Below are 25,975 nucleotides of genomic sequence, written 5' to 3'. Positions count from 1 at the left end.
TATTATTGAAGGTAAACAATCTGTTACAGTAATTTATAAAAGGTTTTTTTAAGAGAGAACTTATCCATACTTATTTCATCATAGAACCTAAACATAAAATATTTCCAATATATTTATGGAATATTACTATTTAAAGTATCTCAACAGTTAGATGAACATTAAAAGGAAAAAATTTGGAAATTATTCAGACACTGAGTTACTCATCAGTTACAGGTCTAATAATGATAAAAAAATCATCGGTGAACTCTATAATCGCTATGGTCATCTAGTAATGGGGACTTGTCTCAATTATCTAAAAAACAAAGTAGATGCTGAAGATATTGTGATGGAAATATTCATGACCTTAGGAGATAAAATAATAAAACATGAAATAACTTACTTTAAATCTTGGCTTTTTGTTCTCACTAAAAACAGTTGTTTGATGGTCCTGAGAAAGAAAAAGCACAACAACCTTCAACTTAATGAGGAAATTGTTGCTCAAGAAGATGAAATAGAAGACAAAGAATTAAAAGAAATAAAACTAACAGAATTAGAAAATGCAATTGAAGAATTAGATCCACCACAAGATGAAGCAATCAAACTATTCTATATTCAACAGTTATCCTACAAGGAAGTGAGTGAAAAACTGAATCTCACTTTAAACAAAGTAAAAAGCGCAATTCAGAATGGAAAACGCAACTTAAAAATTAAATTAAAAGAAAATGATATTTTTAAATCTGCTTAATAGGATTTTCGGTCCCAAAAAACCATTAAGTCGTCAAGAAATTGAGGATTATAAGTCAGGCGCTGGAAATTCTCATGATACAGAATCTAAAGCAGCAGGTTCCGAATTCAATGACGAAGCATTAGAAGGTTGGAAAAACTCGACTTCATCTGTTCACAATGGAATGTTGGCCACAGATCAAAAGATGAATGAATTTATAAATAATACGAATGGGGGAGGTACTACGAAGAAAGGAATGACTTTGAGTTTTATTTTATTCACCTTAACAATGTTGACTTTAATTATTTTTACCTATCAAGGCAATTCAGCAGTTGAGAAAAAACCTCAAATCGTTCAAGAACTTGAAAACAAAGAAGAAATTGAGAATGTACGTGATCAAGAAATTGATTTTTACACTGCCATTTCACCAGAAAAGCAAATCACTTCAAATGAATTGATAAAGAATCAAGATATCCAGAAAACTGAGGCAAAAGTTCTTGAAGAACCAGTACCCGATAAAGAAAATAAAGATGTAGAGATTGATAAAACGCAAAATGAGAATATTCAATTGCCAATTCAATCCTCTGGGAAAATTCCGAATTCAAACAAAAGCACCCTATCCTATAAAATTGTAAAGGAAGTCTATTTATCAGAATTAAAAAATGTTGATTACAGAGCATATAGAAGTCGACCAATCAAGGTTCATAATGATTTAAATGTTGGACTTCCTGCAAATCAATCATCCAAAGAAGACAAGCAAGAATTCCCTTCGTTACAAACAACCGAAATAACTTATATCGATTATTTAAGGAGTACATCTGAAATATTTAGTCAAGGAAAATACAAAGAGGCGCTCAAAAATTATTTGACAATTCTAAAAACTTATCCCAACGATGTTAATGCGAATTTCTATGGTGGTTTATGCTACTTTAACTTAGGTCAATTCAGCGAATCTATTGACTTCCTAAATAAATCCTATACTTTAGGATATGGAAATTTTAGAGAAGAAGCTAGATGGTTTTCTGCAAGAGTATTCTTAGAACAAAACAAGAAAAACAAGGCAAATAGATTATTGAAAGAGATTATTGAAGAAGGTGGTTTTTATAGTGAACATGCGAAGGTATTGTTGAATTTGTAGGAGGTGCAATGCATTGCATCTCCTACAATTCCAACTATCGCAAGGGCGATTTGCAAATCGTCTTTACGCAAATCGGCCATACAAACATCGCTAAAAAAAACTTTTATTTTCTCGAACCATCTTTTTCAATAAAGGACTTGGTCTGTATCTATCCTCTCCATATTCATTGAACAATTCTTGTAAATCATTCAAAACATTTTCGATACCTATCTCATCAGCCCATTTCAATAATCCTTTTGGATAATTTACTCCTTTGGTCATCGCTAAATCGATATCTTCATTTGTTGCAACATTTAAGAAAACCGCGTCTGCTGCTTCATTTATCAGCATTGCCAAAATCCTTTTTAAAATTTTATTTCCTAAAACCTCATCTTTATTTGGCTCAACTGCTATAGCGTTTTCACTATAATCAAAGAAACCTCTCCCCGATTTTCTACCATAAAATCCTGCTTCAGAATGACGTTTCTGAGTAAAAGAAGGTTTAAATCTAGGATCATAATAAAATGCGGCAAAAACAGTTTCTGTTACGGTATAGTTTACATCATTTCCAATGTAATCCATTAATGTAAACGGTCCCATTCTAAATTTACCAAGTTCAGTCATTGCCCAATCAATTGTGGCGAAATCAGCAACTCCTTCTTCATAAATGCGTAAAGCTTCTCCATAGAATGGCCGCGCTACTCTATTCACTATAAATCCAGGAGTGTCTTTGGCTAAAACTGTCACTTTCCCCCAAGAATCGACCATTTCTCTTGCTTCTTTAGCTACTTTTTCACTCGTTTGAACCGCAGGAATAATTTCAACCAGAGGCATTAAAGGTGCTGGATTGAAAAAATGAATTCCAATAATACGCTCTGGATTCTTTAAAACCGAACCTATTGATGCAATTGAAAGTGAAGAAGTATTCGAAGCCAAAATACAATGCTTATCAACTATAGCCTCCATTTTAGAAAAAACGGCATGCTTCACTTCAACATTTTCAACAATTGCCTCAATAATCATTCCTGAACCTGAAAAATCTTGCATCTCAGTGGAAAATTTAATTCTGCCCAATAAATCATCTCCAAAATCTTGTGTCCATTTTCCCTTCTCAATTAAACGATCAATGATTTTATTTAGTTTTTCTTTCGCCGAAATAATCGCTTTTTCATTTACATCAACCAACACAACTTCGTGACCAGATTGTGCAGCTACTTGTGCAATTCCAGCACCCATAGTTCCTGCACCAAGAACACCAACTTTTATTTTACTCATTACTTCTAATATTATTTTCTCGTTAAAAAATTGTATTATCTTCCTTTAAATTCCGTTTTCCTTTTTTCAAGAAAAGCTTGCGTTCCTTCTCTAAAATCTTCGGTAGATCCAGCTTCCGCTTGCAATTTCTCTTCGACGGCCAATTGTTCTTTTAAAGAATTGTTTAATGATGCATTCACAGCTCTCTTTGTCAAGCCATAACCTCTTGTTGGCATTTTCGCCATTTTAGAAGTCATTTTTTCTATATAAGCATCAAATTCATCATCTTCTATAGCCTTGTAAATCATATTCATCGATTCAGCTTCTTCCGCCAAAACTTTGTCTCCCGTCATCATTAAAGCCAATGCTTTTTGAGTTCCGATTAACCTTGGTAAAAAGAATGTTCCGCCAGAATCTGGAATCAATCCGATAGCTGCAAAAGCTTGAATAAAAGCTGCTGACTTTTTTGCTACCACGATATCACATGCCAATGCAAGGTTTGCTCCTGCTCCTGCTGCAACTCCATTGACTGCTGCAATTACCGGCTTTTCTATTTCACGCAAGCGTATAACAATTGGATTGTAATGATCTCCCACAATATTTTTCAATGGTGGACCATTAGGATCTGTCGCCTCCGCTAAATCCTGTCCTGCGCAAAAAGCTTTCCCTTCACCGGTTAAAACTATAACTCTGACCTCATCATCTTTTTTACATTCATCCAATGCACTTTGAACAGCAAATGCCATTTCTTGATTAAAACTATTATATTTTTCTGGGCGGTTAAACTTCAATGTTGCAACCCCATTTTCTTTTGTGAATTGTAGAACCATTTTAATATCTTTTTGCTAAAAATATAAAAGAATCAGCCATTATTGAAAGATAGCAATTGATTTTTCAATTAATTCTCATCATTTTTGAAGATTAATTCAATAACACATGAGAAAAAAGTACTATGCAGTTTTTAAACCTTATGATATGCTATCTCAATTTACAGGAGATGAAAACGCTAGTTTATTAGGTGATTTATATAATTTTCCAATTGATGTATACCCTATTGGCAGATTAGATAAAACGAGTGAAGGTCTGCTTTTATTGACAAATGATAATGAATTTAAAAATCGTGTTTTAGATCCAAAAAACAAATTACCTAAAACCTATTATGTTCAAGTTGATCATGAAATAACTCAAGAGGCTTGCAAAGAATTAGCTTCAGGTACAATATCTATAAAACACAATGGAAAACAGCATAGAGTTGCAAAAGCCGCGTGTTTGAAAATTGACCCACCTAATTTACCTGAAAGAAGCGTTCCAATTCGTGTTAGAAAGGAAATTCCTACAAGTTGGATATCCTTGACCTTGAGAGAAGGGAAAAACAGACAAGTAAGGAAAATGACAGCTGCTGCTGGATTCCCAACTTTGCGATTAGTAAGGTACTCAATTGGTGATTATGAATTAGGAAAGATGAAACCAGGGGAAGTTATTGAGATAGATCCAAACGAAGTCATTTCAGGTTGGAAAAATAGCTAAAACACCTCAAGGTTAATAGCTCATATTTAAGCAGGCGTGAACCATTTTTGACTCTAACATTCTACTTAAATTCTATATTTCTATGTTTTAAAGGTTACCAATTTCCTATAATTCAATTATATTTAACATATTGTTGGATTTAGTTTTTATTATATCAGGTATTTATGTAATTTTAGTGTATAAATTAATAATTCAATATGCGCTTCATTACAATATTATGTTTTCTTATTCTTTCGAATTTCACTTTTAGTCAAGACTATAGAAAAACAGAATTTTCAATAAATAAATCCAAAACGATTACAGATTTTCAAGAGCAAAGTCCATATTTTGAAGTTGTAAATAATTTGGAAATGCCAGTACCTGGAGGAAGTTCTGCTAGATCACATTTAATGGATCAAAAAATATTAAGCAAGGAATTTTATAAAGACTCTAAAGAAAGTTATCAAACTCCATATCTTAAATCAAATCTTCAACCGATCGTTGGTGATTCTTTTATTCCAATGAGTTGGTACAATGGTTCTCAATATCCTGTTTACGCTGGAATTCCAAGTGACAATACATTAGCAGTTTCAAATAACGGAGTAATGATTTTATCAATGAACAGTTATCTTTGGTCTTATGATATAAATTCTGATACTACCTTGTTTGAAGATCAAAAAATTTCACTTCGTGGTTTTGTTGACGGAACAGGTGCTAGCCATTATTACGATCCCAAAATAGCTTATGACCCAATCGAGGATAGATTTGTTGTAGCAATATTAAAAGATAATGAGCCTTCTAAAAGTGAAGTAATTATGTGTTTCAGTTCAAGCAATGACCCGCGAGACCCATGGTACATATACAACTTACCAGGAAATCCATTAAACAACAATAGATGGACTGATTTCCCAACTATTTCGATTACGAATGATAAGATTTATTTCACAGGAAATTTAATTGTACCAAATGAGCCTTGGCAAACAGGATTTGATGGTTCCATTATCTGGGAAATGGATAAAGCTATGGCGTATTCTGGAGATATTAATATGCAGGCAGTACTTTATGACAATATTACTATTGAAGGTAAGTACTTAAGAAATTTGCATTTAGTTACAGGCTCCAACGGTAATGTAGATAATCAGTTTTTATTGTCAAACCGAAATTTCGACATTCAAAATGACACAATTTTCTTATTAGAAATAAACAATGGGACATTAAATATTAACTCATTAGTTACAGATATTCCTTATGGTGTTCCACCAAATGCTAGACAAGTTGATACTGATACATCCGATGCAACTAGTGGTTTACAAACCAATGATGCACGTGTTCTTGGTGGAATTCTGATTGATGATGAAATTCAATTTGTAAGTAATACTATAAATCCTTTTACTGGCTTCTGTTCTATTTATCATGGTTTAATATCAAATGTCTTTAACTCTCCAACTGTTAAAGGAAGAATAATTGGAGATTCCGACAAGGATTTTGGATACCCTAATATTGCTTGGTCTGGAAATGAAGAATGTGACCGAGAAGTGATAATTGGTTTTAACCATTCATCTTTTGTGGATTTCCCTGGAAATTCTACAATTTATTGCAATAATGATCGCCAGTATTCTGAAGTTCTCGAAATTAAAGCTGGACAAAACCATGTTGATCGTCTAAGCGGAACATACGAGAGATGGGGTGATTATTATGGACTGCAAAGAAAATACAATAGTGGAGAAATTTATTCATTTGGATTTTTAGCCATGGCCAATAGTGGAAATTCAGGATTTTTAGCTCAACTTTATAGTCCCGATACTTCTAGAATTATAGTAAAACTAAATGTCATAGATTATAACTTTTGCAATGTAACTACGGAGGCTACTATTCTTGGAGGACTTCCTCCATTCGAATACTCTTGGAACAATGAAGATTTCACTTCAATTAACACATATCAAGGTGGATGTGTCAACGACACAATTCAATGTATCGTAAGAGATGCAAGAGGTTGTACCGACACAATAAATTATATTATTCCTCCAAACAAAAACACATCAGGAAGTGTTTATCCTAACCCAGCAACTGATTTAGTTTCAATTCAATTTGAAATTGATGAAGTACAAACTGTATATCTCGAAATCTATGACGCTGGAGGAAGATTGGTAAAAAGATTAGAAACTCTTGTTGCAAAGAAAGGTCTAAATGAATATACTTTTTCAATGAATCCATTAGCTAGTGGTGTTTATTCAGTCATTCTTGTTTCAGATGGAGAAATTATTCAACAAGAAAAGATTATCAAGCGATAAAATCATTTATTCTATCTCAAATCACTAATTGTGATTTATAGCTATTTTCTTTTTTAATGAATCCTAAAGATATATTAATTGAACATCAAAAATTTCAATGATTTCCTTTTATCTGGTCCATCAAACAACCTAATGATTATTTTTGCGACTTATTGAAAATTTAAAATGCAACTTTCTATATCATATAAGCAAATCCTTAAGGTTGCCTTACCTTTAATGTTGGGAACTTTCATACAGTCCATCGTAATGATTACCGACGCCTCATTTTTAAGTAGATATAGCACATTAAGTTTTGATGCCAGCGGCAATGCTGGGTTGATATATGTTACATTGTTTATGGGATTAACTGGTTTAGGAGATGCCTCGCAAATTATAATGGCTCGACGAATTGGGCAAGGAGAAAGTAAAGCTTTAAATTCTACATTTCAATCGGCCCTATTTATTATCTTTTGTTTCGCCATATTATTTTTCTATTTAATTCAAAATCATATTGGTGACATGCTTATGGGATATTCGAAGAATAAGAAATTAGCTCAGGAACAAATTGATTTTCTCTCTGTGCGTTCATATGGTTTTTTTATGGGAGTACTAATGTTGGCGTTGAATAGTTTCTTTATGGCAACAGGAAAAACATGGGTAATAATGGTGAGTACAGCATTTTTCGCCACCTCAAATATTATATTAGACTATCTTCTCATCTTTGGATTTTGGGGAATTGAACCAATGGGAGTTAAAGGCGCAGCTTTAGCGTCTGTTATTTCCGAAGGTTTAACCGTAATAGTATTATTAGTTTTATTATTTCGTTCTAAAGAAAGAAAGATATATGAAATTTTCTCTAAATTTCAAGTCACAATAAAAAGTCTTCGCAGATTACTAAACGTAGGGATGCCATTAGTGATTCAAGGCTTCTTTGCTTTGGCTACCTGGACAATATTCTTTACTTGGATTGAACAATTGAGTACATATGACCTAACCGTTTCTCAGAATATACGTGCAATATATTTTTTAGCATTTGTGCCCATATTTGGATTTGGCGCCACCACTAAAACCTACGTAGCTCAGTACATGGACTCTGCGGATAAAACTATTATACCAAGAGTGGTAAAACGCATTCAATTTTTAACTATGTTATTTCTATTGGCTATTTTCCATGGGGCATTACTCTATCCAGAACAATTGGTTTCAGTTATCAACCCTGTAGAAGTTTATATTGAAGATAGTGCTTATATATTGAGAATGATTTTTGGTTCAATACTGATATTTGGGATATCCACACCATATTTTCAAACTATAAATGGATCAGGCAACACAAGAGTTTCTTTGGCCATAGAAATCCTTGCAATGATTGCTTATATTATTTATGCTTATTTTACTATTAAGGTATGGAATTGGAGCATAGAAGCAATATGGACTGTAGAATATTTATATTTCATATCTATTGGAGGATTATCATTGTTATATTTAACTTTATTTAATTGGCGAAAAAAAGAATACTAATGAAAGAGAAGAAGGATTTAAATATCGTTTTTATGGGAACCCCTGAATTTGCGGTTACTATATTAGAGAAACTAATCAAAGAATCATATAACATAAAAGCAGTAGTTTCTGCTCCAGACAGACCAGCAGGTCGTGGACGTAAACTTCAAGGAAGTGCGGTTAAAGATTGTGCTCTTCGAAATGATTTACCTATTTTACAACCAACAAATTTAAAAGATGATGAATTCATTAATGAACTGAATTCATTCGATCCAGATTTATTTATTGTAGTTGCATTTAGAATGCTACCTAAAGTTGTTTGGAAAATCCCAAAAATGGGTACGTTTAATCTTCACGGTTCAATACTTCCACAATACAGAGGTGCTGCACCAATAAATTGGGCAATTATTAATGGTGAAACGGAAACAGGAGTTACAACCTTTTATATTGATAAAAAAATTGACACCGGACAAACGTTAATGAGTAGAAGCTTATCAATAGGTGAAAACGAAACCGCTGGAGCTTTACATGACCGCATGATGGTTTTAGGAGCTGAAGTCGTTTTCGAGACAGTTGAACTGATTCGATTAGGAAACGCTCAGCCAAAACCTCAAATTGAAGGAGACTTAAAACCTGCTCCTAAAATTTCTAAACAAGATTGTTTTATTGATTTAACTCAACCTATTCGAAGAATTCACAATTTTATTAGAGGGATGTCTCCTTACCCAACAGCTTGGATTAAATTAAGAAACAAGGAAACGAATGAGGAGAAAACTTTGAAATTATTCCATTCTGAGATTTTAAACGAATTAGAACATTCATCTAACACTTTGAAAAAGGAAAACAAGGATTTGATATTAAATACTAATACAGGTACGATAAAGTTAAATGAAATTCAGTTAGAAGGTAAAAGGAGGTTGGATAATGTATCCTTTTTAGCAGGATTTAATGTAAATGAATGGGAAATAATCAGTTAAATTCATTGAGTACTCTCCGTAAATAAGAACTTTTAGAATTGTGTGAGAGCGCAAGATAATTACCAAATAATGTACAACAGTAGGCCAATTGGAAAAAATTTTCAACTTAAAACATCTAGTAGCACTTGACAATTAATTTCAAATAGACATGTTAAGTCTTATTGAAAGTCCATCGGAATACTATTTTTTAATCAAATATCAAACTTTTACAATGTTTTATATTTTTTTTTCACTCAAACACTTGTGAATAGTGGATATTCCGCTATATTTGCTTAAGTATAATTTTAACAATTAAAAAAACTATAACTATGAACAAAGCAGAATTGATCGAAGCAATGTCTTCAGAAGCTGGATTGTCAAAAGCAGATTCAAAAAAAGCTTTAGACGCATTTATTAACGCAACTACTGATGCATTAAAAAAAGGTGATCGCCTTTCTTTGATCGGATTTGGTTCTTTTTCTATTTCTGAGCGTGCTGCTAGAACGGGAAGAAACCCACAAACTGGTAAAGAAATTCAAATTGCAGCAAAAAAAGTTGTTAAGTTTAAAGCAGGTTCTGAGTTAGCGGGCTCTGTTAACTAAATTGCAATTCAGTTAAAAAATTGATGGGAGCTCAAAAAGCTCCCTTTTTTTATCTTTTAAATATGGATGTTGAAGAAAAATTATTGAATGCATTGTATTCTATCATTACCAAAGAAAAAATTGAGAAATTCGAGCGTATTTCTTCTGAAAGAACAAGGCATATAACGGTAGTTGTTGAAAACTTATACCAAGAACACAATGCCAGTGCCGTTATGCGAAGCTGTGATTGCTTTGGTATCCAAGATTTACATGTTATTGAAAAAGACAACAATTTTAGTGTAAACAGAGACATTGCTTTAGGAGCGGGACAATGGGTAAATCATCATCACTACACCGACATTCTATACCCAACTACTACCTGTATTCAAACTCTAAAGAAAAATGGTTATAAAATTGCTGCCACAACTCCGCATACAGATGCTTTTACCATTAATGATGTACCTATTGATGAACCTATTGCATTTTTATTTGGAACAGAACAAACAGGACTTTCTGAAAAAGCCCTTGATTTAGCAGACTATTATGTTAAAATCCCAATGGTCGGATTTACAGAAAGTTTCAATATTTCTGTTTCTGCAGCTTTAACCATAAATACTATTCGAACTCGATTAGAAAAGCAAAATGAATTTAATTGGAAACTTAGTAAAAAAGAACAAACAGAATTAAAAATTGAATGGTGCAAGAAAATTATTAAAAACCCAAATGGCGTAGTTAAGGATTTCCTACGAAGAATTGCTATAAACGAAATTTAAATCTATTCTTTAATCAATTAAATGTTCTATTTTTTGTATTTTTAGCAAACTAAATAATTAAATACTTTATACGATGGGAAGAGGTGATTTAAAAACAGCAAAAGGTAAACGTTTTAGAAGTTCATTTGGAAAGTCTAGACCTAAAAAAGCAGGTACAAATTTGAATATTCCAATTGCCAAAACAAAAGAATCCAAAATAGTTACTCCTGCAGCCACAAAAAAACCTACATCTAAAAAAGCTGAAGAAAAAAATGATAAAAAGAAAGTAACATCAAAAGTTGCTTCAAAGAAAACTGAAGTCAAGGCTTCAACAAAAAAAGAACCAAAGCTAGATAGTGAAGTTGATGATAAAAAAGAAACTAAATAAATGAGTTAAAAATTAACTAGAGTCGTCAGAATTGTCGACTCTTTTTTTTATTTATTCTATTTAGAATTTAAACTATAAATCCTTTCAAAAAACACATATTTATTAACATATTTGTAAAAAAAAGAACCGACATGAAACATAATTTTGGAGCTGGACCTTGTATTCTACCGCAAGAGGTCTTTAAAGAAGCTGCAGCCGCAGTACTTGATTTTAATGGATTATCTATTCTTGAAGTCTCGCATAGAAGCGCGGATTTTGTTAAAGTAATGGAAGAAGCTCGTGAAAACGTAAAAAAAGCTTTAAATGTTCCTGAAGGATATACAGTACTATTCCTACAAGGTGGTGCAAGTCTGGGATTTTTAATTGCCGCTTATAATTTTGCTGGAAAGCACAAAAGAGCAGCTTACATCAACACTGGAACCTGGGCTACCAACGCAGTTAAAGAAGGTGCAAATGCTGGATTAGAGGCTATAGAAATCGCATCATCTAAAGACAAAGGATTTAATTATATTCCTGATTTCAACGAAATTCCTGATGATATAGATTTCTTACATTATACGTCAAACAATACAATTGCAGGAACTCAGTTTAAAACAATTCCAAAAACTGACGTACCCTTAATTTGTGATATGTCTTCTGATATTTTTTCACAACCAATAGATGTTTCAAAATTTGATTTGATTTATGCTGGTGCTCAAAAAAACCTTGGTCCAGCTGGTGCAACTTTGTATATCGTTAAAGATAGCGCTTTAGGAAAATCAACTTTACACATCCCTAGCTATTTAGACTTAGCTGTTCATGCCAAGAAGGACAGCATGTTTAATACTCCACCTGTTTTTTCAGTTTTTGTTTCTAACCTAAACTTGAAATACATGTTGAAGAACGGAGGTGTTGAAGAAATTGCAAATAAGAATCAAGCAAAAGCAGATTTGTTATACAATGAAATCGATAACAATCCAAATTTCGAAGGAACAACTGAAGTAAAAGACCGTTCATTGATGAATGTTACTTTCCGTTTAACTGACGAAAGTAAAAAAGAGCGTTTCGATAAATTATGGAATGATGGTAATATCATTGGGCTAAAAGGTCACCGTTCAGTAGGTGGATACCGTGCGTCAATGTACAATGCTTTAGAATTGAATAGCGTTCAGGCACTTGTAAAGATAATGAAGTCCCTATAAAATAAATACTAGAAGAATTATAATGAAGATTTTAGCAAATGACGGAATTTCGTCAGAAGGTATAGAAAAATTAGAAGGAGCAGGATTTACTGTAGTTACAGAACATGTACCTCAAGATAAGTTAGTTGAAACAATTAGAAAAGAGAATTATATTGGTTTACTTGTTCGTTCCGCTACAACAGTTAGAAAAGATTTAATTGATGCATGCCCAGAATTGAAATTTATAGGTCGTGGTGGTGTTGGTATGGATAACATTGATGTAGAATACGCTCGTAGTAAAGGAATAACTGTAGAAAATACACCTGCAGCTTCCTCCCAATCGGTGGCTGAACTAGCAATGGCATCCTTGTTCTCTTTGTCTCGTTCAACTTATGATTCCTATAAAGAAATGCCGGGAAAAGGTTACGAAGACTTTAAAGGACTTAAAAAGAAATACAGCAAAGGTGTTGAACTAAGGGGGAAAACTTTATTAATTGTTGGATTTGGCCGTATTGGTCAAGCACTTGCAAGTTATGCTTTAGGAATCGGAATGAAAGTTATCGGTATCTCTTTGGATGAAGAAGAAATTGAAATCCCTATCTCTATCGAAGGTGTAGGTCAAGTAATAAGTAAAATTAAGACAACTACAAATCTAAATGATGTATTAGGTGTTGCAGACTATATCTCTATGCACGTTCCTAAGTCACCAGATGGAAAAGCGGTAATAACGAAATCCGAGTTTGAAAAAATGAAGAACGGTGTTCGAATTATGAACATTGCAAGAGGAGGAGTTATTGAAGAAGATGACTTATTAGAAGCTTTGAGAAGTGGAAAAGTAGCAGCTGCTGCTTTAGATGTATTTGAAAATGAACCATCTCCTAGAAAAGATTTATTGCAACATTCTCAAATTGCAAATACTCCACATATTGGTGCTGCAACTTCAGAAGCACAAGGAAGAATTGGTACTGAGTTAGCCGATAAAATTATTGCAACATTCAAAAATTAAACTGATTAATTCAGATTTATAAGCGTTCTTCCTTTGGTTGAACGCTTTTTTATTATTGTTTAGTTATCAAATTGATTCTTTATCTCTTTATAAAATGCTTCTCACGAATAAATAAAATAAGTTTTAAAACTAATGTCTTATTCATTTTAGATTGAAATTCTACATCGACCTTTTCTAAATTCGAAACTTTAATAAAGATATCAAGGGTTAACCTATTTCGCACAGCGTTAATACCCCCTTATCTTTATCCCAATTATTATTGCTCAACGGTAGAAACTCAAAAAACAAACCATTCAAAATTTAATAATAAACTTGAGAATTTCAATGGAATTCAATTTGATTGAAATTAAGATATCGTGATAATCTTAAAAATAGCTTATACTTGCAAAAACTTTACTGAAATTATGAATTGTCTATTAACTGGAGGAGCTGGAATTGTTGGAAGTCACATTATTTTTGAATGGGTGCACAAATCGCTTGTTGAAAAATCGGTAAATCACTTATATGTAGTAATTCGAAACAATGATAAATCGGCTCAACAACGTTTGATCGATATTCTTCAAGATGAATCACGACCAGCATTTCTTAATCAGTTTACAATTGAAGAATGTTTAGAGAAAATAACTGTCATCTCTGAAGATTTATCTAAAATTTCCAATGAAATTCTAACTCAGTTTGACTTCAATACTGTTATTCATTGCGCTGGCTCAACAAGTCTATTGAATACAAATGACTCCAAAACAATTGTTCACAATCAAAACTATCAGGTAACAAAGCATCTTTTGGAACAACTTCCAAAGACAGTTCAACGCTTTCTTTATATTAGTACAGCCTATTCATTTGGAATTCAAGATCAAAAAGTGAATGATAACATTTCAAATTACGATGTTAAGAACTTCAGAAATCCCTACGAACAATCAAAATATGAAAGTGAGCGTTTTGTTAAAGAAACCTGCCGCTCACTAGGTATTATTGCTCAGATTTTAAGACCTAGCATTATATGTGGACGATTAATAGACAAGCCTTTTTTTGAAACGCCTAAATATGATGTCTTTTATTCGTGGCCTATTTTTTTAGATAAATACGCCAATAAACCAATTGATAAATTCAGAATTTGGATTGATAAAAATAGCGGATTAAACATTGTACCTGTAGATTTTGTATCAAAAGCCATTTTATATGCTTTCCTTAATCCAGAAATTGGTGAATTAAACATTGTTAATCCTAAACAAATATTACACAAAGATTATGTTGGAGATGTACTAGAAGCTTTTGATATCCACTCCTACAAGTATGTTGAAGAAAAACCTGAAAATCAAAATACCTTCGAAACATTGTACTACAAAACTTTGGGAAGTTTATTTGAGAAATACATTTCAGTTCCTGATTTACAGTTTAACCCTGATTCAATTTTAAAATTGATAGATCAATTAAAGTTAGACATCACTTTAGGAGTTCACGAGAATTTCATGAATTTGATCAATTTTTCGGTAGAAAAAAAGTTTAGGAAGAGTTATTAGACTATTCATGAACCCGAAACAACTATTCCTCACTGATGCAATTGGAGCTTTACTAACATCCCTCCTATTATTTTTGGTTTTAGGCCAATTAGACCAGTATTTCCGAATGCCAAAAAATGTTCTTTATTTATTGTCTGGAATAGCGTTCGGTCTGTTTATTTATTCTTTGAGCTGTTATCAGTTTGTAAAATCAAAATGGAAACTTTTTTTAAGTATATTAATATTTTTAAACAGTTCTTACTTATCACTTTCGATTGTATTCATCATTAAATATTTTCCAAAATTAACTCAGTTAGACTTATCTTATTTTATTGGTGAATTTGTGGTTATTGCGATTCTAATTGGATTTGAATTGAAGACTATTTCAAAAGAGAGATAGATAGGATAAAGAAAGCTCCAATAAATTATTAATTTAGCTCCAATATTGAATTCTAATATCAGAAAACAAACTACAACTTGAAAGAATATCCTAAAGACATAAAATTCAAATACAGTTGGCGTAAATACCAAGAGCGTGTTCTCACTGAATTAGATGAACATTTATTGGATAAGCATTTACATATAATTGCTCCACCCGGTTCTGGCAAGACCATTTTAGGTTTAGAAGTGGCTATTCGTCTCAATAAACCCACTTTAATTTTAGCTCCTACTCTTGCGATTAGAAATCAATGGATTCATAGATTATGCGAACTATTTCTACAAACTCAAACAACTCCTGACTGGATCTCCAGAGATATTAGAAATCCAAAATTCCTGACGGTAGTAACCTATCAAGGTCTACATTCAGCATGTAACAATTTGAGAAATACAGAAGAAAACCTTGACGAGGAAGAATCAGAAATACCTCATAGTAAAATAGAAGAATCTTTAAATGTTAAATTTGATGAAATTGTAAAAGGATTACAAGGTCAAAAAATTCAAACTATTGTGGTTGATGAAGCCCACCATTTAAAGAATGAATGGTGGAAAACCTTAACGCGTGTAAAGGAGAAATTGAATCCCATAGTTGTGGGATTAACAGCTACTCCTCCTTATGATGTCACTCCAAATGAATGGCAACGTTATATTGAATTAAATGGTCCGGTGGATGCAGAAATTTCAGTTCCAGAATTGGTGATTGAAGGTGATTTGTGTGCACATCAAGATTACGTCTATTTTACTTTACCTTCTGAGGAAGAGAATAAAAAAATCCTAAAATTCAGAGAAAATATTGAAAAAACGTTTCAAGAATTAAAGAATGAAGAAACCTTAATTAAGGCTATTGAGAATCATCCAATCTGGAGAAATCCTGAAAATAAATTGGATTGGATTTATTCAAATCTTTCTTATTACTCCGCTTTGATAATCTTTCTTAACCACAACGAAAAAGAAATTCCCTTATCACATCTTGACATTATTGGAGATAAAAAGTTTAAAATTCCACCACTTGATTACAAATGGATGGAATCAATTTTAGATTTCTTTCTCTATAAAGAAAAAGACCATTTTATTAAATACGAAGAGTATAAATTTAAATTAGAAAACAAACTTAGAAGAGTTGGTGCCATTGAAAAAAGACGAATTGATTTTTCTAATAATCAACGAATTACGGGTTTTCTTACATCAAGTATTAGTAAATTAAATGGAATTTGTAAAATTGTTGATTTTGAGTACAATCAGTTAGGTGTAGGTTTACGAATGGTAATTCTTACGGACTATATTAGGAAAGAGTTCTATGTCAATTCCGTTGAAAACAATATTGAATTAACCAAAATCGGTATTATTCCAATCTTCGAAAAACTACGACGAAACAATACCAATAATAAAAAAATAGGTGTTTTAACAGGTTCAATGATTATTATTCCAAAATCAGCGTATTCAACTTTTGAAAGTTTATTTAATGCGCGTGGAATTACAAAAATCAACTCATCACCTGTTCCTTATGATAACAACTATATCTTAATCCATCAAAATGAACAAATTAAAAACAGTATAATACATATTGTAACCCAAATATTTCAAGGTGGTGAAATTGAAGTTTTAATAGGAACAAAATCTCTACTTGGAGAAGGTTGGGATGCACCAGCAATCAATTCTTTGATACTAGCCAGCTTTGTTGGGTCTTTTGTTTTATCAAATCAAATGCGTGGTAGAGCAATACGCACCCAAAAAGGAAATCCTGCAAAAACTGGTAACATTTGGCATTTAGCTACTTTAGATCAAACTTCAGTAAATGGTGGCCAAGATCTAGAATTACTAAGTAGAAGATTCAGAAGCTTTGTTGGTGTATCATTCAAAGAAGATGCGGGAATTGAAAATGGAATTGGTCGGTTAAACTTAGCGAACAAACTAAACAACAGAGAGGAGATTGAGGTGAAAAATAAAAATATGTTCGCTTTGGCTGGAGACCGAGAAGATTTAAAAAACAGATGGAACTTGGCTTTAGAAACTGGAATAACATTAGTGGAAGAAATAAAAATTCCATTTAATGAAAAAGGAGATTACAAAGCCACTAAGTCTATGTACCTTAATAAAACAATCGCAAACCTCTTAATTTCATTGGGCTTTGGATTACTTGCTTATGGCGTAGAAGCTTTACAAGGTTTTGGACGCGCTGCCAGAGGAATAAAATCTATGCGAGAATTATATTTTTTCCTCATCGTAGTGGGAATTTTAGGTATTGTTTTATTTGGTAGATTAGCTTTTAAAACATTTAGATTATTTGTTAAATACCGTGACATATCAAAGGATATTCAAAATATTGGTAAGGCTTTAATTCAATCTTTATTAAAAGTAGGACTTGTCCATACTAAATCTTCAGATTTAAAAGTTAAATCTAAAGTTGATGAATGGGGTTCAGTTTATTGTCATTTAGAAGGTGGTACAACTTTCGAAAAATCGACATTTATAAACTCTCTTTATGAAATAATTGCACCAATTGATAATCCTAGATATGTGATTACTCGTAAAAGTAAGTTACTTCTTTTCATAAGTCAAAAAGATTATCACTCTGTTCCTGAAATTTTAGGTAAGAACAAAGCCATGGCTGAAAACTTTGAAGATAACTGGAATAAGCATGTTGGAAACTGTGATTTAATATTTACTAGAACTTTAGAAGGTAGAAAAGCGCTATTAAAATCAAGAATGAAATCGCTAGCGGCCCAATTTGAAGAAAAAATAGAACATGTGAATAAATGGGAAAGGTAAAAGACTTAGTTTATATTCAGGAATGGTATAACACGCACTAGTCATTTTTTGTCAATAGTAATTACCCTAATCATTATGGTCTTTATTCACTACAATTAAAAGCATAAAATACGGAGTATATTCGGAATATTGATATTCAAACTTCTTGGTCTACCACAAAATTTCAAAGTAGAAATAAATACAAACCGTAAAATATAATTTTAACTATTTTTGCTGAGTTCAAAATAAACCCCTCTTCCTTTATCTGTTAAATAAGGAAAAATAGCTTGGTTTATCAGTTCTGAATATTCTACAATCATTTTTTTACTCAATTTATGCGTTGAAATTTCCGCTGATGAAATCCAAAAATTTCCTAGAATTTCAAACCTCTTATATAAAAAAAAGTATTCGTTTTCTAAGGTCTCAGTTAATAGTATATCCTTCCTTATCAATACATCAAATAATGAACTAAACTGCTCTTCACGTGATTTTGACAACTCTAAATAATGTGCTTTAATGATTTCGTTTTCTCTCATAATTTGCACAAAATCAAGCATAAAAAAGCGATAATCAAAGAAGTTTTTCATTATCGATGATGACATACTGAACAGGGTTGCTAATCCTAAATCAGTTGCATCATTTTTGAACATCTCCTCCTCTATTTTTGAAACCAATTGAAAGTACAGTGACTCAATTATAAACTCCCTTTTTTTATAATGGTAGTTTAAATTACCTTGACTAATTCCCATTTTATCTGCAATTGTCCTAAGCGTTACTTGTGACAATCCATCCGAATTAAAAAGATTTAAAGCCGTTTCCAAAATGCGCTCCTTTGTATTTTTCATATGTCAAAAATAAATAAATTAGTATTCATGACCTAATTTTAAATATTTTAGTACCTTTGACCTAATAATTAAAAATTGTATAGATGAAAACAGCATTAGCAAGCTACAAAACAGCAAGTTGGTCTTTAATACTAGTAGGAATCGGTCACACACTTACTGATCTAACTTCCCCTAAAACAGAAGAACAAATTAATTTTATTCTACAAATGAAGAATTTTACATTTGAAATACTTGGATCGGAGAACAGCATTTACTCTTTTCATCAAGGCTATAGCTTAATGATGGGTTTATTGCTCTTCGGATATGGTTTAATAAATCTCATGATTTCGAAAAACAATCAACAAAAAGAAATCCCAAAGAACATACTGGTATTGAATATTGTCATTTCCCTAACTAGTCTATTATTATCAGTCAACTATTTTTTCTTTGTACCAATAATATTAATATCTCTGGCCTTAATTGGTTTTTCTGTTTCACTTCTTTTAAATTTTAAACACAAATGAAAATAACGATAATTGGTGCTGGAATTGGTGGATTAACTTCAGCCATTGCTTTACAACAAAAAGGATTCGAAGTAGAGATATTTGACTCCACTCCAGAATTTAAAAAAGTAGGTTCTGGAATAAATCTAGCTATTAATGCTATGCAAGTATTCAAAGAATTAGGTTTGTATGACCAAATATATGAGACAGGAAGTTATACGCGTTCAATGAAGATTACGGATGAACAACTAGCGCCTATATCTACAATTGACCTTACTCATTTTGAAATAAAGTTCAATGTAAAGTCAGTTGCGATTCACCGAGCATCATTACATCAAATACTCTTAAACCAACTTAATGATGTATCAATTCATCTAGATAAAAAGGTAGAAAATGTAACTCAAACAGACAATGGAATCGATGTTTATTTTAAAGACGGAACCAAACATCATACTGCCGTACTAATAGGATCTGATGGAGTTCATTCGGCCATTAGGAAATCAATAATTGACAATTCACACATTCGGAATGCCAAGCAAATTTGTTGGAGAGGAATCACAACCTTGGACTTACCAGAAAAATATCAATCAGAATTAAACGAAGCTTGGGGAAAAGGTAGACGTTTCGGTTTTGTCGCTATTTCAAAGAATGAGTATTACTGGTATGCATTAGCGAGTTATGAAAAAAATTATCAATCTGAATTCCAGGACATTGATTTAGTGGACTACTATTCAGATTTCAATCCAATTGTTGGTGAAATTATAAAATCAACTTTGAAAGAGAATATCATAACCAACGAGATGCTAGATTTAAAACCAATTTCAATATGGTATAAAAATAATATTTGCTTATTGGGTGATTCAGCTCATGCTACGACTCCGAATTTAGGTCAAGGAGCATGCCAAGCGATTGAGAGTTCACTCGTTCTCGCTAACTGTTTAGAAAAACATCAAAATCCTGAAGAAGCATTTAGAGCGTTTCAAAAAACAAGAAGAAAAAAAGCGGTAAAGGTAGTGACCACAAGCTACAAGGTGGGAAAAATATCACATATAGAAAATCGATTCTTAATTAAAGTCCGTAACTTTCTAATGAGAAATATCAATGCAGGCACCAAGCAATCTGAGCAGCTTTTTAAAATCTAAAAGAAATCTTTGGCTGCTCAATTTACAGTTGAAATAGAACATTTTAATCAATGGGAAATGTAGGACACTAAGTTAATTTTTGAAAATGATAATACTGACTGATAAACTTCTTGTTTTAAACCAATTTTAAATTCATAACATAAAAGACTTAACTTAATAATTCATTGAACTATTCAACTGGAATTACTAAAACTAAAAACATGAAGCTACTATGCTTATTTGGAATATTGATTTTTACAATCTCTTGCTTAAAACAAAATTATCTAGTGCCAAAAAGCATTACAAACAAACTTTAATTGACGATAACACATTTTTGGTTACTTCTATCGCAACAAATAAAACCTACGGATTATCACCTGAGAATCCTGTGGAAATTGGTGGTGCTAATGACATGTATGATTCAGGAAAGCTAAAAGTTCCCTTCGGAATTGGAATTAAAGAATAGAACATTTTTAAACTTCCGCTACAACCTCCTTTTTCATATACCTTTTCATGAACCAAGCGATAATCAGTGTAGTAAAGAATGAAAAGCCTCCATACAACACAGCTATTAATGATAGTCCATCAATTTGAATAACATTATTTGCTAAGAAAATCGCTAGAGCAGAGTTTTGCAAGCCCATTTCAATTGCTATTGTGTATTTTCCTTCGTGGTTTATTCCGGCAGCTCCAGAAGATAAAAACCCAACAAACATTACTAATACATTTAAACACAGCGCTGGTAATAGTAAATCCCAGTATTCAATCATCGATTTATCGCCGTTTTCTTTTTCATTAATGAGAACCAACAAGAAAACTAAAAACATTATTCCTGGAAGGATGAAGCGCAATGGTTTTCTTAGTTTACCTATAAAAATGGGAAAATAATGTCTAGCAATTAAACCCAAAATTACCGGAATAAATACTGTTAATAAAACATCCTTAAATGTTTCTAGCATAGATAAATTGATCTCTTTAGTGGAAGTCCAAAAATATGAAAATGCTATATTAAGGATAAAAGGAATTGTGAGAATGATCAAAAAACTATTACAAGCAGTCATGGAAACAGAGAGCGCTACCCTTCCATTCAACATGTAGGTAACAATATTTGAAGAAGTTCCACCTGGACAAGCAGCTATTAGCACGATACCTAATTGATAAATAGGATCTAAATCGAATGCAAAAGCAATTCCGAAACCAATAAGTGGCATTAGGATTAATTGACCAAATAATCCAAAACTTACCGCTTTAGGAGAAATAAGCACACGCTTGAAATCAATAACAGTAAGACCTAGCCCGATTCCAAACATAATTACAGCAATCGAAACTGGTAATAAATAGTCTAGGAATGTTTGCATTTAAGAAAGTATTAGTAGGCTTTTTTAATGCGATCCATTGTTCTCTGGTCGTCCTTCTCTTTTAGGTCTGCTCGTTTATCATAAAGTTTTTTACCTTGAGCTAAAGCTATTTCTACTTTGGCATAACCATTATCATTAATAAAAAGACGAAGTGGGATAATTGTAAAGCCTTTTGTCTTCATCTTTTTATCTAGTTTGTTGATTTCCTTTCGATTCAACAATAACTTTCTGTCTGCTTTGGCTTTGTGCTGATAAAATGAAGCATTTCCATATTCTGCAATGTGCATATTACGTAAATAAACCTCGTTATTTTCAATCACACAAAATGCTTCAAGAATACTCGCTTTTCCTAAACGAATACTTTTAATTTCTGTTCCTCCCAATTGAATACCTGCAACGTACTTATCAAGTAGTTGATATTCAAAACGAGCACGTTTATTAACTATGTTTATACGATTGTTATTTGTTGACATATTTAACTTCCCTTGTTGAAATGAGATGATCTAAATCGATTTGATTTAATCGGATAACCCCAAAGTAAAAGAAAATAATTGTAGTTGTCATCAAAACATGACTTAAATCTTCCTTATTAAACCAAAGATGAGGGTTGATTTGCATGGTAAATATGAAAATTGAAGGAATTAAAATCAAAACAGCATAAACTGTATATTTAAATGAGGTTAAACCTTTTCTCCAATAGTATATTCCAAAACCCATACAGAAGAACAAATACGTAATTGAAGCATCGGCCATTACGAAAACAAAGGACTGCAAAGAGAGTGCTAATGCAACAAAAACAATAAATTTAACGTAAAGAAATCGGATTAATCCTTTATACAATTTAGGATTAATCACATTCAAGCTAATCATCGCTTTCCCAGCGTGAAAAGCAGATACCAAACCTAAAGTCCAAGTAGGGAATTTTCCATATACACCAGTATACTGAAAAAACATGTGTCCAAAACCACTAAAGAACGTACTCAAGCCAAAAATTAAATAAAACATTTTCCAATGTTTCTGAAAGTTAGTTTCAACTATTTTCATTTTTGAATAAATGATAAAGCAGGTAACTGCAATTAGCAAATTTGTTACCATCGCCATTGGTTCTTGTAAACATAATCCCATAAACTCAAAAGGTAATTTCTCAGCTGGGATATCACATATTTTTTCCATATTCCTAAATAATTCGGCAAAAATAAGCAATTCTAAATTAATAGTAGTGTTGAAAATTAACACCAGAGACAAAACTGTGTTTATTTTAAGTTTTCCACTTCAATTATCGAAAAATTTCAATCTATTTTCATAAAAGCTAATTACATTTGCAACTGTGGATTTACCTTCAAAATATTTAAACGAAGCTGTTGAACAGTTTGCCTCCCTACCTAGTATTGGGAAAAGAAGTGCCTTACGTTTGGTTCTTGACTTATTAAAACGTTCTCCTGAGGAAATCGATAGATTTTCAAATGCTTTAATAGGTATAAAAGAAAATATCAATTATTGTGAAAATTGCGGAAACATTTCAGACAACAAAATTTGTGTGATTTGTGCAAACCCAGCACGTGAGCATAGAACAGTTTGCATAGTTGAAGATATTCGTGATATTATGGCAATTGAAGCAACACGAAGTTATAGAGGAATTTACCATGTTTTAGGTGGAGTTATTTCACCAATGGATGGACAAGGACCAGAAGATTTAAATATTCCTACCTTATTAAAGAAAGTAGAACAAAATAAAATCGATGAAATTATTTTCGCTTTAAGTTCAACCATGGAAGGAGATACCACAAACTTTTACATTTACAAGAAGATTTCTCCCTCAGAAATTATTGTAACAACTTTATCCAGAGGAGTTTCTGTAGGAGCAGAATTACATTACGCGGATGAGTTAACGTTAGGTAGATCAATTTTGCAAAGGCTCCCCTTTGAGTCTACTTTCAATCAAAAGCGTTAAAACATTATTAATACCCTAGTTTCAGAGACACTACACAATTATTTACACTTCTTAACAATCTATTAATAGAATAGTAATCATTTCCTTAAAGTTTTGTAATATTCTTTGAAAGTAGGTGCTTTGTATTATTAAAAACCCTATATTGTGTTATCAAATTTAAAGTAATTTGTTTGCTTTTTTTTACTAACCGAATGCTACAAGCATTCACAAAAAAACAAATATATGGACGTAATATTCAACACAGACAACAACATCGAAGGGAAAGAAAGAATTGAAGCTTACTTTACGAAAAAAATAAAAGAAGATTTAAATCGTTTTGAAGATAAAGTAACGCGCGTAGAAGTTCATCTTTCTGACGAAAATGGTGACAAAGGCGGAAACAATGATAAAAAATGTGTTTTAGAAGTTCGACCACAAGGATTAAAGCCAGTTGCAGTTTCAAGTCAAGACGATACAATTGAAAAATCAATAAGTGGAGCAACCAAAAAAATGGTGAGTAGCTTAACCACTTTATTGGGAAAATTACAAAATCACTAATTGATTATAAAGTTAATGAAAAGCGCTCTAGAAATTGAGCGCTTTTTTTTATGGTCTGTTATAGGATAGCAATCATTCGAATCCATTTTAAGCCATACGCAATTAAATAGTCCAAAAAACTCAGTATAAATATTTTACCTTTTACATAGCACACCTATTTTTTTGAAATTTAAATTATGATTTCCCTCCGAATGATTCCTAATTTCAACATTTATACAATTCATATACACCATTCATCTCCATTATAAAGTATTTCATCAATTAGAAATTTATGATGTGAGAAAATTTACGTTTCTTTGGAAATAATATCTAAAAATAAAATAATGAAAAGAATATTTTCTGCGGCATTAGCAACTACATTCATTTTTGGTTTACATGCACAAAAAAGTAAGATAGACTTCGTCGAATACGATCTCGATAATGGGATGCATGTTATTCTTCATGAAGATAACTCCACTCCTATTGTGGCTGTTTCTGTACTTTATCATGTAGGATCGAAAAATGAGAATCCAGACCGTACAGGTTTTGCACACTTTTTCGAACACCTCATGTTTGAAGGAAGTAAAAACATTGATAGAGGTGAATTTGACCAATATATCGAAAGGAATGGTGGTACATTAAACGCCAACACTTCCCAAGATAGAACTTATTACTATGAGATTTTCTCCTCAAACAATCTTGAGTTAGGTTTATGGTTAGAGTCTGAAAGACTATTGCATGCAAAAGTTGACAATAAAGGAATTGAAACCCAACGTGAAGTTGTAAAGGAAGAAAAAAGACAACGTGTCGATAATCAACCTTATGGCTCTTTTATGGCATCAGCATTTGACTTATTATACGAAAAACACCCATATAAATGGACTCCGATTGGATACATGGAGCATTTGGATGCAGCACAAGAAGAAGATTTTATTAACTTCTATAAAACATTCTATGTTCCTTCGAATGCAACACTTTCAATTGCTGGTGATATAGATATCGAAGAAGCTAAAGTGTTAATCGACAAATATTTCGCTACGATTCCTAAAGGACAAGCAATTAACCTTTACCGTGATTACTTAGCCTTGGACAACGATGCATTTACTGCTAAATATGGAAAAGGAAAAGCAATCTTTAATGACAAAGATTTCTTTAACACAACATCGAAAGATGGAATGGCAATGATTAACGAATACAAGAAAAAAGAAACTGTAATTCCTCGTCCAAACATAGTAGAACCAAAATTGGAAAAAGAAATCGTAGATACTGTTTATGATAACATTCAATTGCCTGCAGTGTTTATTGGATACCACTCACCAAAACAAAACACGAAAGAAGCTTATGCTTTAGAAATGTTGAATGCAATTATTTCTGGTGGAACAAGTGCAAGAATGAACAAAAATATCGTTGAAGAAAAAGAATTAGCGATGGCAGCATTCTCATTCGCATTCCCATTAGAAGATCCAGGAATCGCACTTTTCGCAGGAATTGCTGCTAAAGATGTTGAAATCGACAGTTTAAAAAATGCTTTAGATATTGAAATCAATAGAGCTAAAAATGAATTAGTTACGGAAACTGAATTTCAAAAAGTGAAAAATCAATTTGAAAATGATTTTTACTCTGCAAACAGTTCTGTAGCAGGAAAAGCTGAATCTTTGGCTGATAATTATGTGTATTTCAAAAATACAAATTTAATTAACGAGCAATTAACAGTTTATGATGACATTACGCGCGAGGACTTGATGAAAGTAGCTAATAAATACTTCACTAAAGATGCACGTTTGGTATTGTACTATTTACCGAAAAAATAACAGATTAAGCAGTTTA

The 25,975-nt window shown here is 32.1% G+C and carries 25 protein-coding genes; 19 read left to right on the top strand and 6 right to left on the bottom strand.

The genetic code is table 11. The features are described 5' to 3' along the window. Positions 1 to 151 precede the first annotated feature (151 nt). A complete protein-coding gene (locus tag C6368_RS04325) occupies positions 152 to 724 on the top strand; it encodes an RNA polymerase sigma factor (protein WP_107037950.1) in 573 nt (190 codons plus the stop codon). Beyond that, positions 702 to 1,841 carry a tetratricopeptide repeat protein gene (locus C6368_RS04320; protein ID WP_107037949.1) on the top strand — a complete coding sequence of 380 codons (1,140 nt, stop codon included), beginning with the start codon at positions 702 to 704 and terminating at the stop codon, positions 1,839 to 1,841. The genes C6368_RS04325 and C6368_RS04320 overlap by 23 nt, the downstream gene beginning before the upstream one ends. 90 nt (positions 1,842 to 1,931) lie before the next feature. Here the strand turns inward: C6368_RS04320 and C6368_RS04315 are convergent, their stop codons facing one another. Further along, positions 1,932 to 3,086, bottom strand: a complete 1,155-nt coding sequence (locus C6368_RS04315; protein WP_107038026.1) for a 3-hydroxyacyl-CoA dehydrogenase NAD-binding domain-containing protein — start codon at positions 3,084 to 3,086, stop codon at positions 1,932 to 1,934. A 44-nt stretch (positions 3,087 to 3,130) separates the two neighbouring features. Then, complete coding sequence (locus C6368_RS04310) at positions 3,131 to 3,904, bottom strand: enoyl-CoA hydratase-related protein (protein WP_107037948.1); 774 nt, start codon at positions 3,902 to 3,904, stop codon at positions 3,131 to 3,133. Positions 3,905 to 4,010: 106 nt separating this feature from the next. Between C6368_RS04310 and C6368_RS04305 the strand changes: the two genes are divergently transcribed. From C6368_RS04305 to C6368_RS04250, 11 genes are all read left to right on the top strand, one after another. Next, complete coding sequence (locus tag C6368_RS04305; protein WP_107037947.1) at positions 4,011 to 4,601, top strand: pseudouridine synthase; 591 nt, start codon at positions 4,011 to 4,013, stop codon at positions 4,599 to 4,601. A 197-nt stretch (positions 4,602 to 4,798) separates the two neighbouring features. Further along, positions 4,799 to 6,871, top strand: coding sequence for a T9SS type A sorting domain-containing protein (locus C6368_RS04300; RefSeq protein WP_107037946.1), 2,073 nt, complete (start codon positions 4,799 to 4,801; stop codon positions 6,869 to 6,871). Positions 6,872 to 7,036: 165 nt separating this feature from the next. After that, positions 7,037 to 8,368 carry an MATE family efflux transporter gene (locus tag C6368_RS04295; RefSeq protein ID WP_107037945.1) on the top strand — a complete coding sequence of 444 codons (1,332 nt, stop codon included), beginning with the start codon at positions 7,037 to 7,039 and terminating at the stop codon, positions 8,366 to 8,368. Continuing rightward, a complete protein-coding gene (gene fmt, locus C6368_RS04290) occupies positions 8,368 to 9,324 on the top strand; it encodes a methionyl-tRNA formyltransferase (protein ID WP_107037944.1) in 957 nt (318 codons plus the stop codon). Before C6368_RS04295 ends, fmt begins: the two co-directional genes overlap by 1 nt. A 302-nt stretch (positions 9,325 to 9,626) precedes the next feature. Further along, positions 9,627 to 9,905, top strand: a complete 279-nt coding sequence (locus C6368_RS04285; RefSeq protein ID WP_394336201.1) for an HU family DNA-binding protein — start codon at positions 9,627 to 9,629, stop codon at positions 9,903 to 9,905. A gap of 62 nt (positions 9,906 to 9,967) precedes the next feature. Further along, entirely contained in the window at positions 9,968 to 10,657 is a 690-nt protein-coding gene (locus C6368_RS04280) for a TrmH family RNA methyltransferase (RefSeq protein WP_107038025.1), read from the top strand. Positions 10,658 to 10,730: 73 nt separating this feature from the next. After that, positions 10,731 to 11,024 carry a 30S ribosomal protein THX gene (locus C6368_RS17375; RefSeq protein WP_199851588.1) on the top strand — a complete coding sequence of 98 codons (294 nt, stop codon included), beginning with the start codon at positions 10,731 to 10,733 and terminating at the stop codon, positions 11,022 to 11,024. 131 nt (positions 11,025 to 11,155) lie between these two features. Further along, complete coding sequence (gene serC, locus C6368_RS04270; RefSeq protein WP_107037942.1) at positions 11,156 to 12,205, top strand: 3-phosphoserine/phosphohydroxythreonine transaminase; 1,050 nt, start codon at positions 11,156 to 11,158, stop codon at positions 12,203 to 12,205. Positions 12,206 to 12,227: 22 nt separating this feature from the next. After that, a complete protein-coding gene (locus C6368_RS04265) occupies positions 12,228 to 13,190 on the top strand; it encodes a D-2-hydroxyacid dehydrogenase (protein WP_107037941.1) in 963 nt (320 codons plus the stop codon). Positions 13,191 to 13,594: 404 nt separating this feature from the next. Next, positions 13,595 to 14,710 carry an SDR family oxidoreductase gene (locus tag C6368_RS04260; protein ID WP_107037940.1) on the top strand — a complete coding sequence of 372 codons (1,116 nt, stop codon included), beginning with the start codon at positions 13,595 to 13,597 and terminating at the stop codon, positions 14,708 to 14,710. 456 nt (positions 14,711 to 15,166) lie between these two features. Continuing rightward, positions 15,167 to 17,896, top strand: a complete 2,730-nt coding sequence (locus C6368_RS04250) for a DEAD/DEAH box helicase family protein (protein WP_107037938.1) — start codon at positions 15,167 to 15,169, stop codon at positions 17,894 to 17,896. Between the two features lie 200 nt (positions 17,897 to 18,096). Here the strand turns inward: C6368_RS04250 and C6368_RS04245 are convergent, their stop codons facing one another. Continuing rightward, positions 18,097 to 18,720, bottom strand: coding sequence for a TetR/AcrR family transcriptional regulator (locus C6368_RS04245; RefSeq protein ID WP_107037937.1), 624 nt, complete (start codon positions 18,718 to 18,720; stop codon positions 18,097 to 18,099). Between the two features lie 83 nt (positions 18,721 to 18,803). Here C6368_RS04245 and C6368_RS04240 point away from each other — a divergent pair, with 83 nt between their 5' ends. The 3 genes from C6368_RS04240 (at position 18,804) to C6368_RS04230 (ending at position 20,789) form a co-directional block, all read left to right on the top strand. Beyond that, positions 18,804 to 19,223 carry an LIC_13387 family protein gene (locus C6368_RS04240; RefSeq protein WP_107037936.1) on the top strand — a complete coding sequence of 140 codons (420 nt, stop codon included), beginning with the start codon at positions 18,804 to 18,806 and terminating at the stop codon, positions 19,221 to 19,223. Next, entirely contained in the window at positions 19,220 to 20,344 is a 1,125-nt protein-coding gene (locus C6368_RS04235; protein WP_107037935.1) for an FAD-dependent monooxygenase, read from the top strand. Before C6368_RS04240 ends, C6368_RS04235 begins: the two co-directional genes overlap by 4 nt. 211 nt (positions 20,345 to 20,555) lie before the next feature. After that, on the top strand, positions 20,556 to 20,789 hold the full coding sequence (locus C6368_RS04230; protein ID WP_107037934.1) for a hypothetical protein: 234 nt from the start codon (positions 20,556 to 20,558) through the stop codon (positions 20,787 to 20,789). Positions 20,790 to 20,796: 7 nt separating this feature from the next. Here the strand turns inward: C6368_RS04230 and C6368_RS04225 are convergent, their stop codons facing one another. From C6368_RS04225 to C6368_RS04215, 3 genes are read right to left on the bottom strand one after another with little or no spacing between them, the layout of a single operon-like run. Continuing rightward, complete coding sequence (locus tag C6368_RS04225) at positions 20,797 to 21,681, bottom strand: bile acid:sodium symporter family protein (RefSeq protein ID WP_107037933.1); 885 nt, start codon at positions 21,679 to 21,681, stop codon at positions 20,797 to 20,799. An 11-nt stretch (positions 21,682 to 21,692) separates the two neighbouring features. Then, a complete protein-coding gene (smpB, locus tag C6368_RS04220; protein WP_107037932.1) occupies positions 21,693 to 22,154 on the bottom strand; it encodes an SsrA-binding protein SmpB in 462 nt (153 codons plus the stop codon). After that, complete coding sequence (locus C6368_RS04215) at positions 22,141 to 22,854, bottom strand: DUF6962 family protein (RefSeq protein ID WP_107037931.1); 714 nt, start codon at positions 22,852 to 22,854, stop codon at positions 22,141 to 22,143. The genes smpB and C6368_RS04215 overlap by 14 nt, the downstream gene beginning before the upstream one ends. Positions 22,855 to 23,008: 154 nt before the next feature. On the opposite strand from C6368_RS04215, the gene recR reads away from it, so the two are divergent. The 3 genes from recR to C6368_RS04200 all read left to right on the top strand — a co-directional run bounded on the left by recR (position 23,009) and on the right by C6368_RS04200 (position 25,959). Further along, positions 23,009 to 23,632 (top strand): recombination mediator RecR, encoded by a 624-nt coding sequence (gene recR, locus C6368_RS04210; protein ID WP_107037930.1) that lies wholly within the window; start codon positions 23,009 to 23,011, stop codon positions 23,630 to 23,632. A gap of 222 nt (positions 23,633 to 23,854) precedes the next feature. Next, positions 23,855 to 24,169 (top strand): HPF/RaiA family ribosome-associated protein, encoded by a 315-nt coding sequence (locus C6368_RS04205; RefSeq protein WP_107037929.1) that lies wholly within the window; start codon positions 23,855 to 23,857, stop codon positions 24,167 to 24,169. A gap of 323 nt (positions 24,170 to 24,492) precedes the next feature. Next, complete coding sequence (locus C6368_RS04200) at positions 24,493 to 25,959, top strand: M16 family metallopeptidase (protein WP_107037928.1); 1,467 nt, start codon at positions 24,493 to 24,495, stop codon at positions 25,957 to 25,959. The last annotated feature ends 16 nt before the right edge of the window (positions 25,960 to 25,975 follow it).

It is taken from the genome of Brumimicrobium mesophilum (genome assembly GCF_003025005.1).
Taxonomy (GTDB): Bacteria; Bacteroidota; Bacteroidia; order Flavobacteriales_D; family Crocinitomicaceae; genus Brumimicrobium; species Brumimicrobium mesophilum.
Note: the sequence above shows the minus strand (reverse complement) of the source record. Positions and strands in the feature narration are given on the sequence as shown.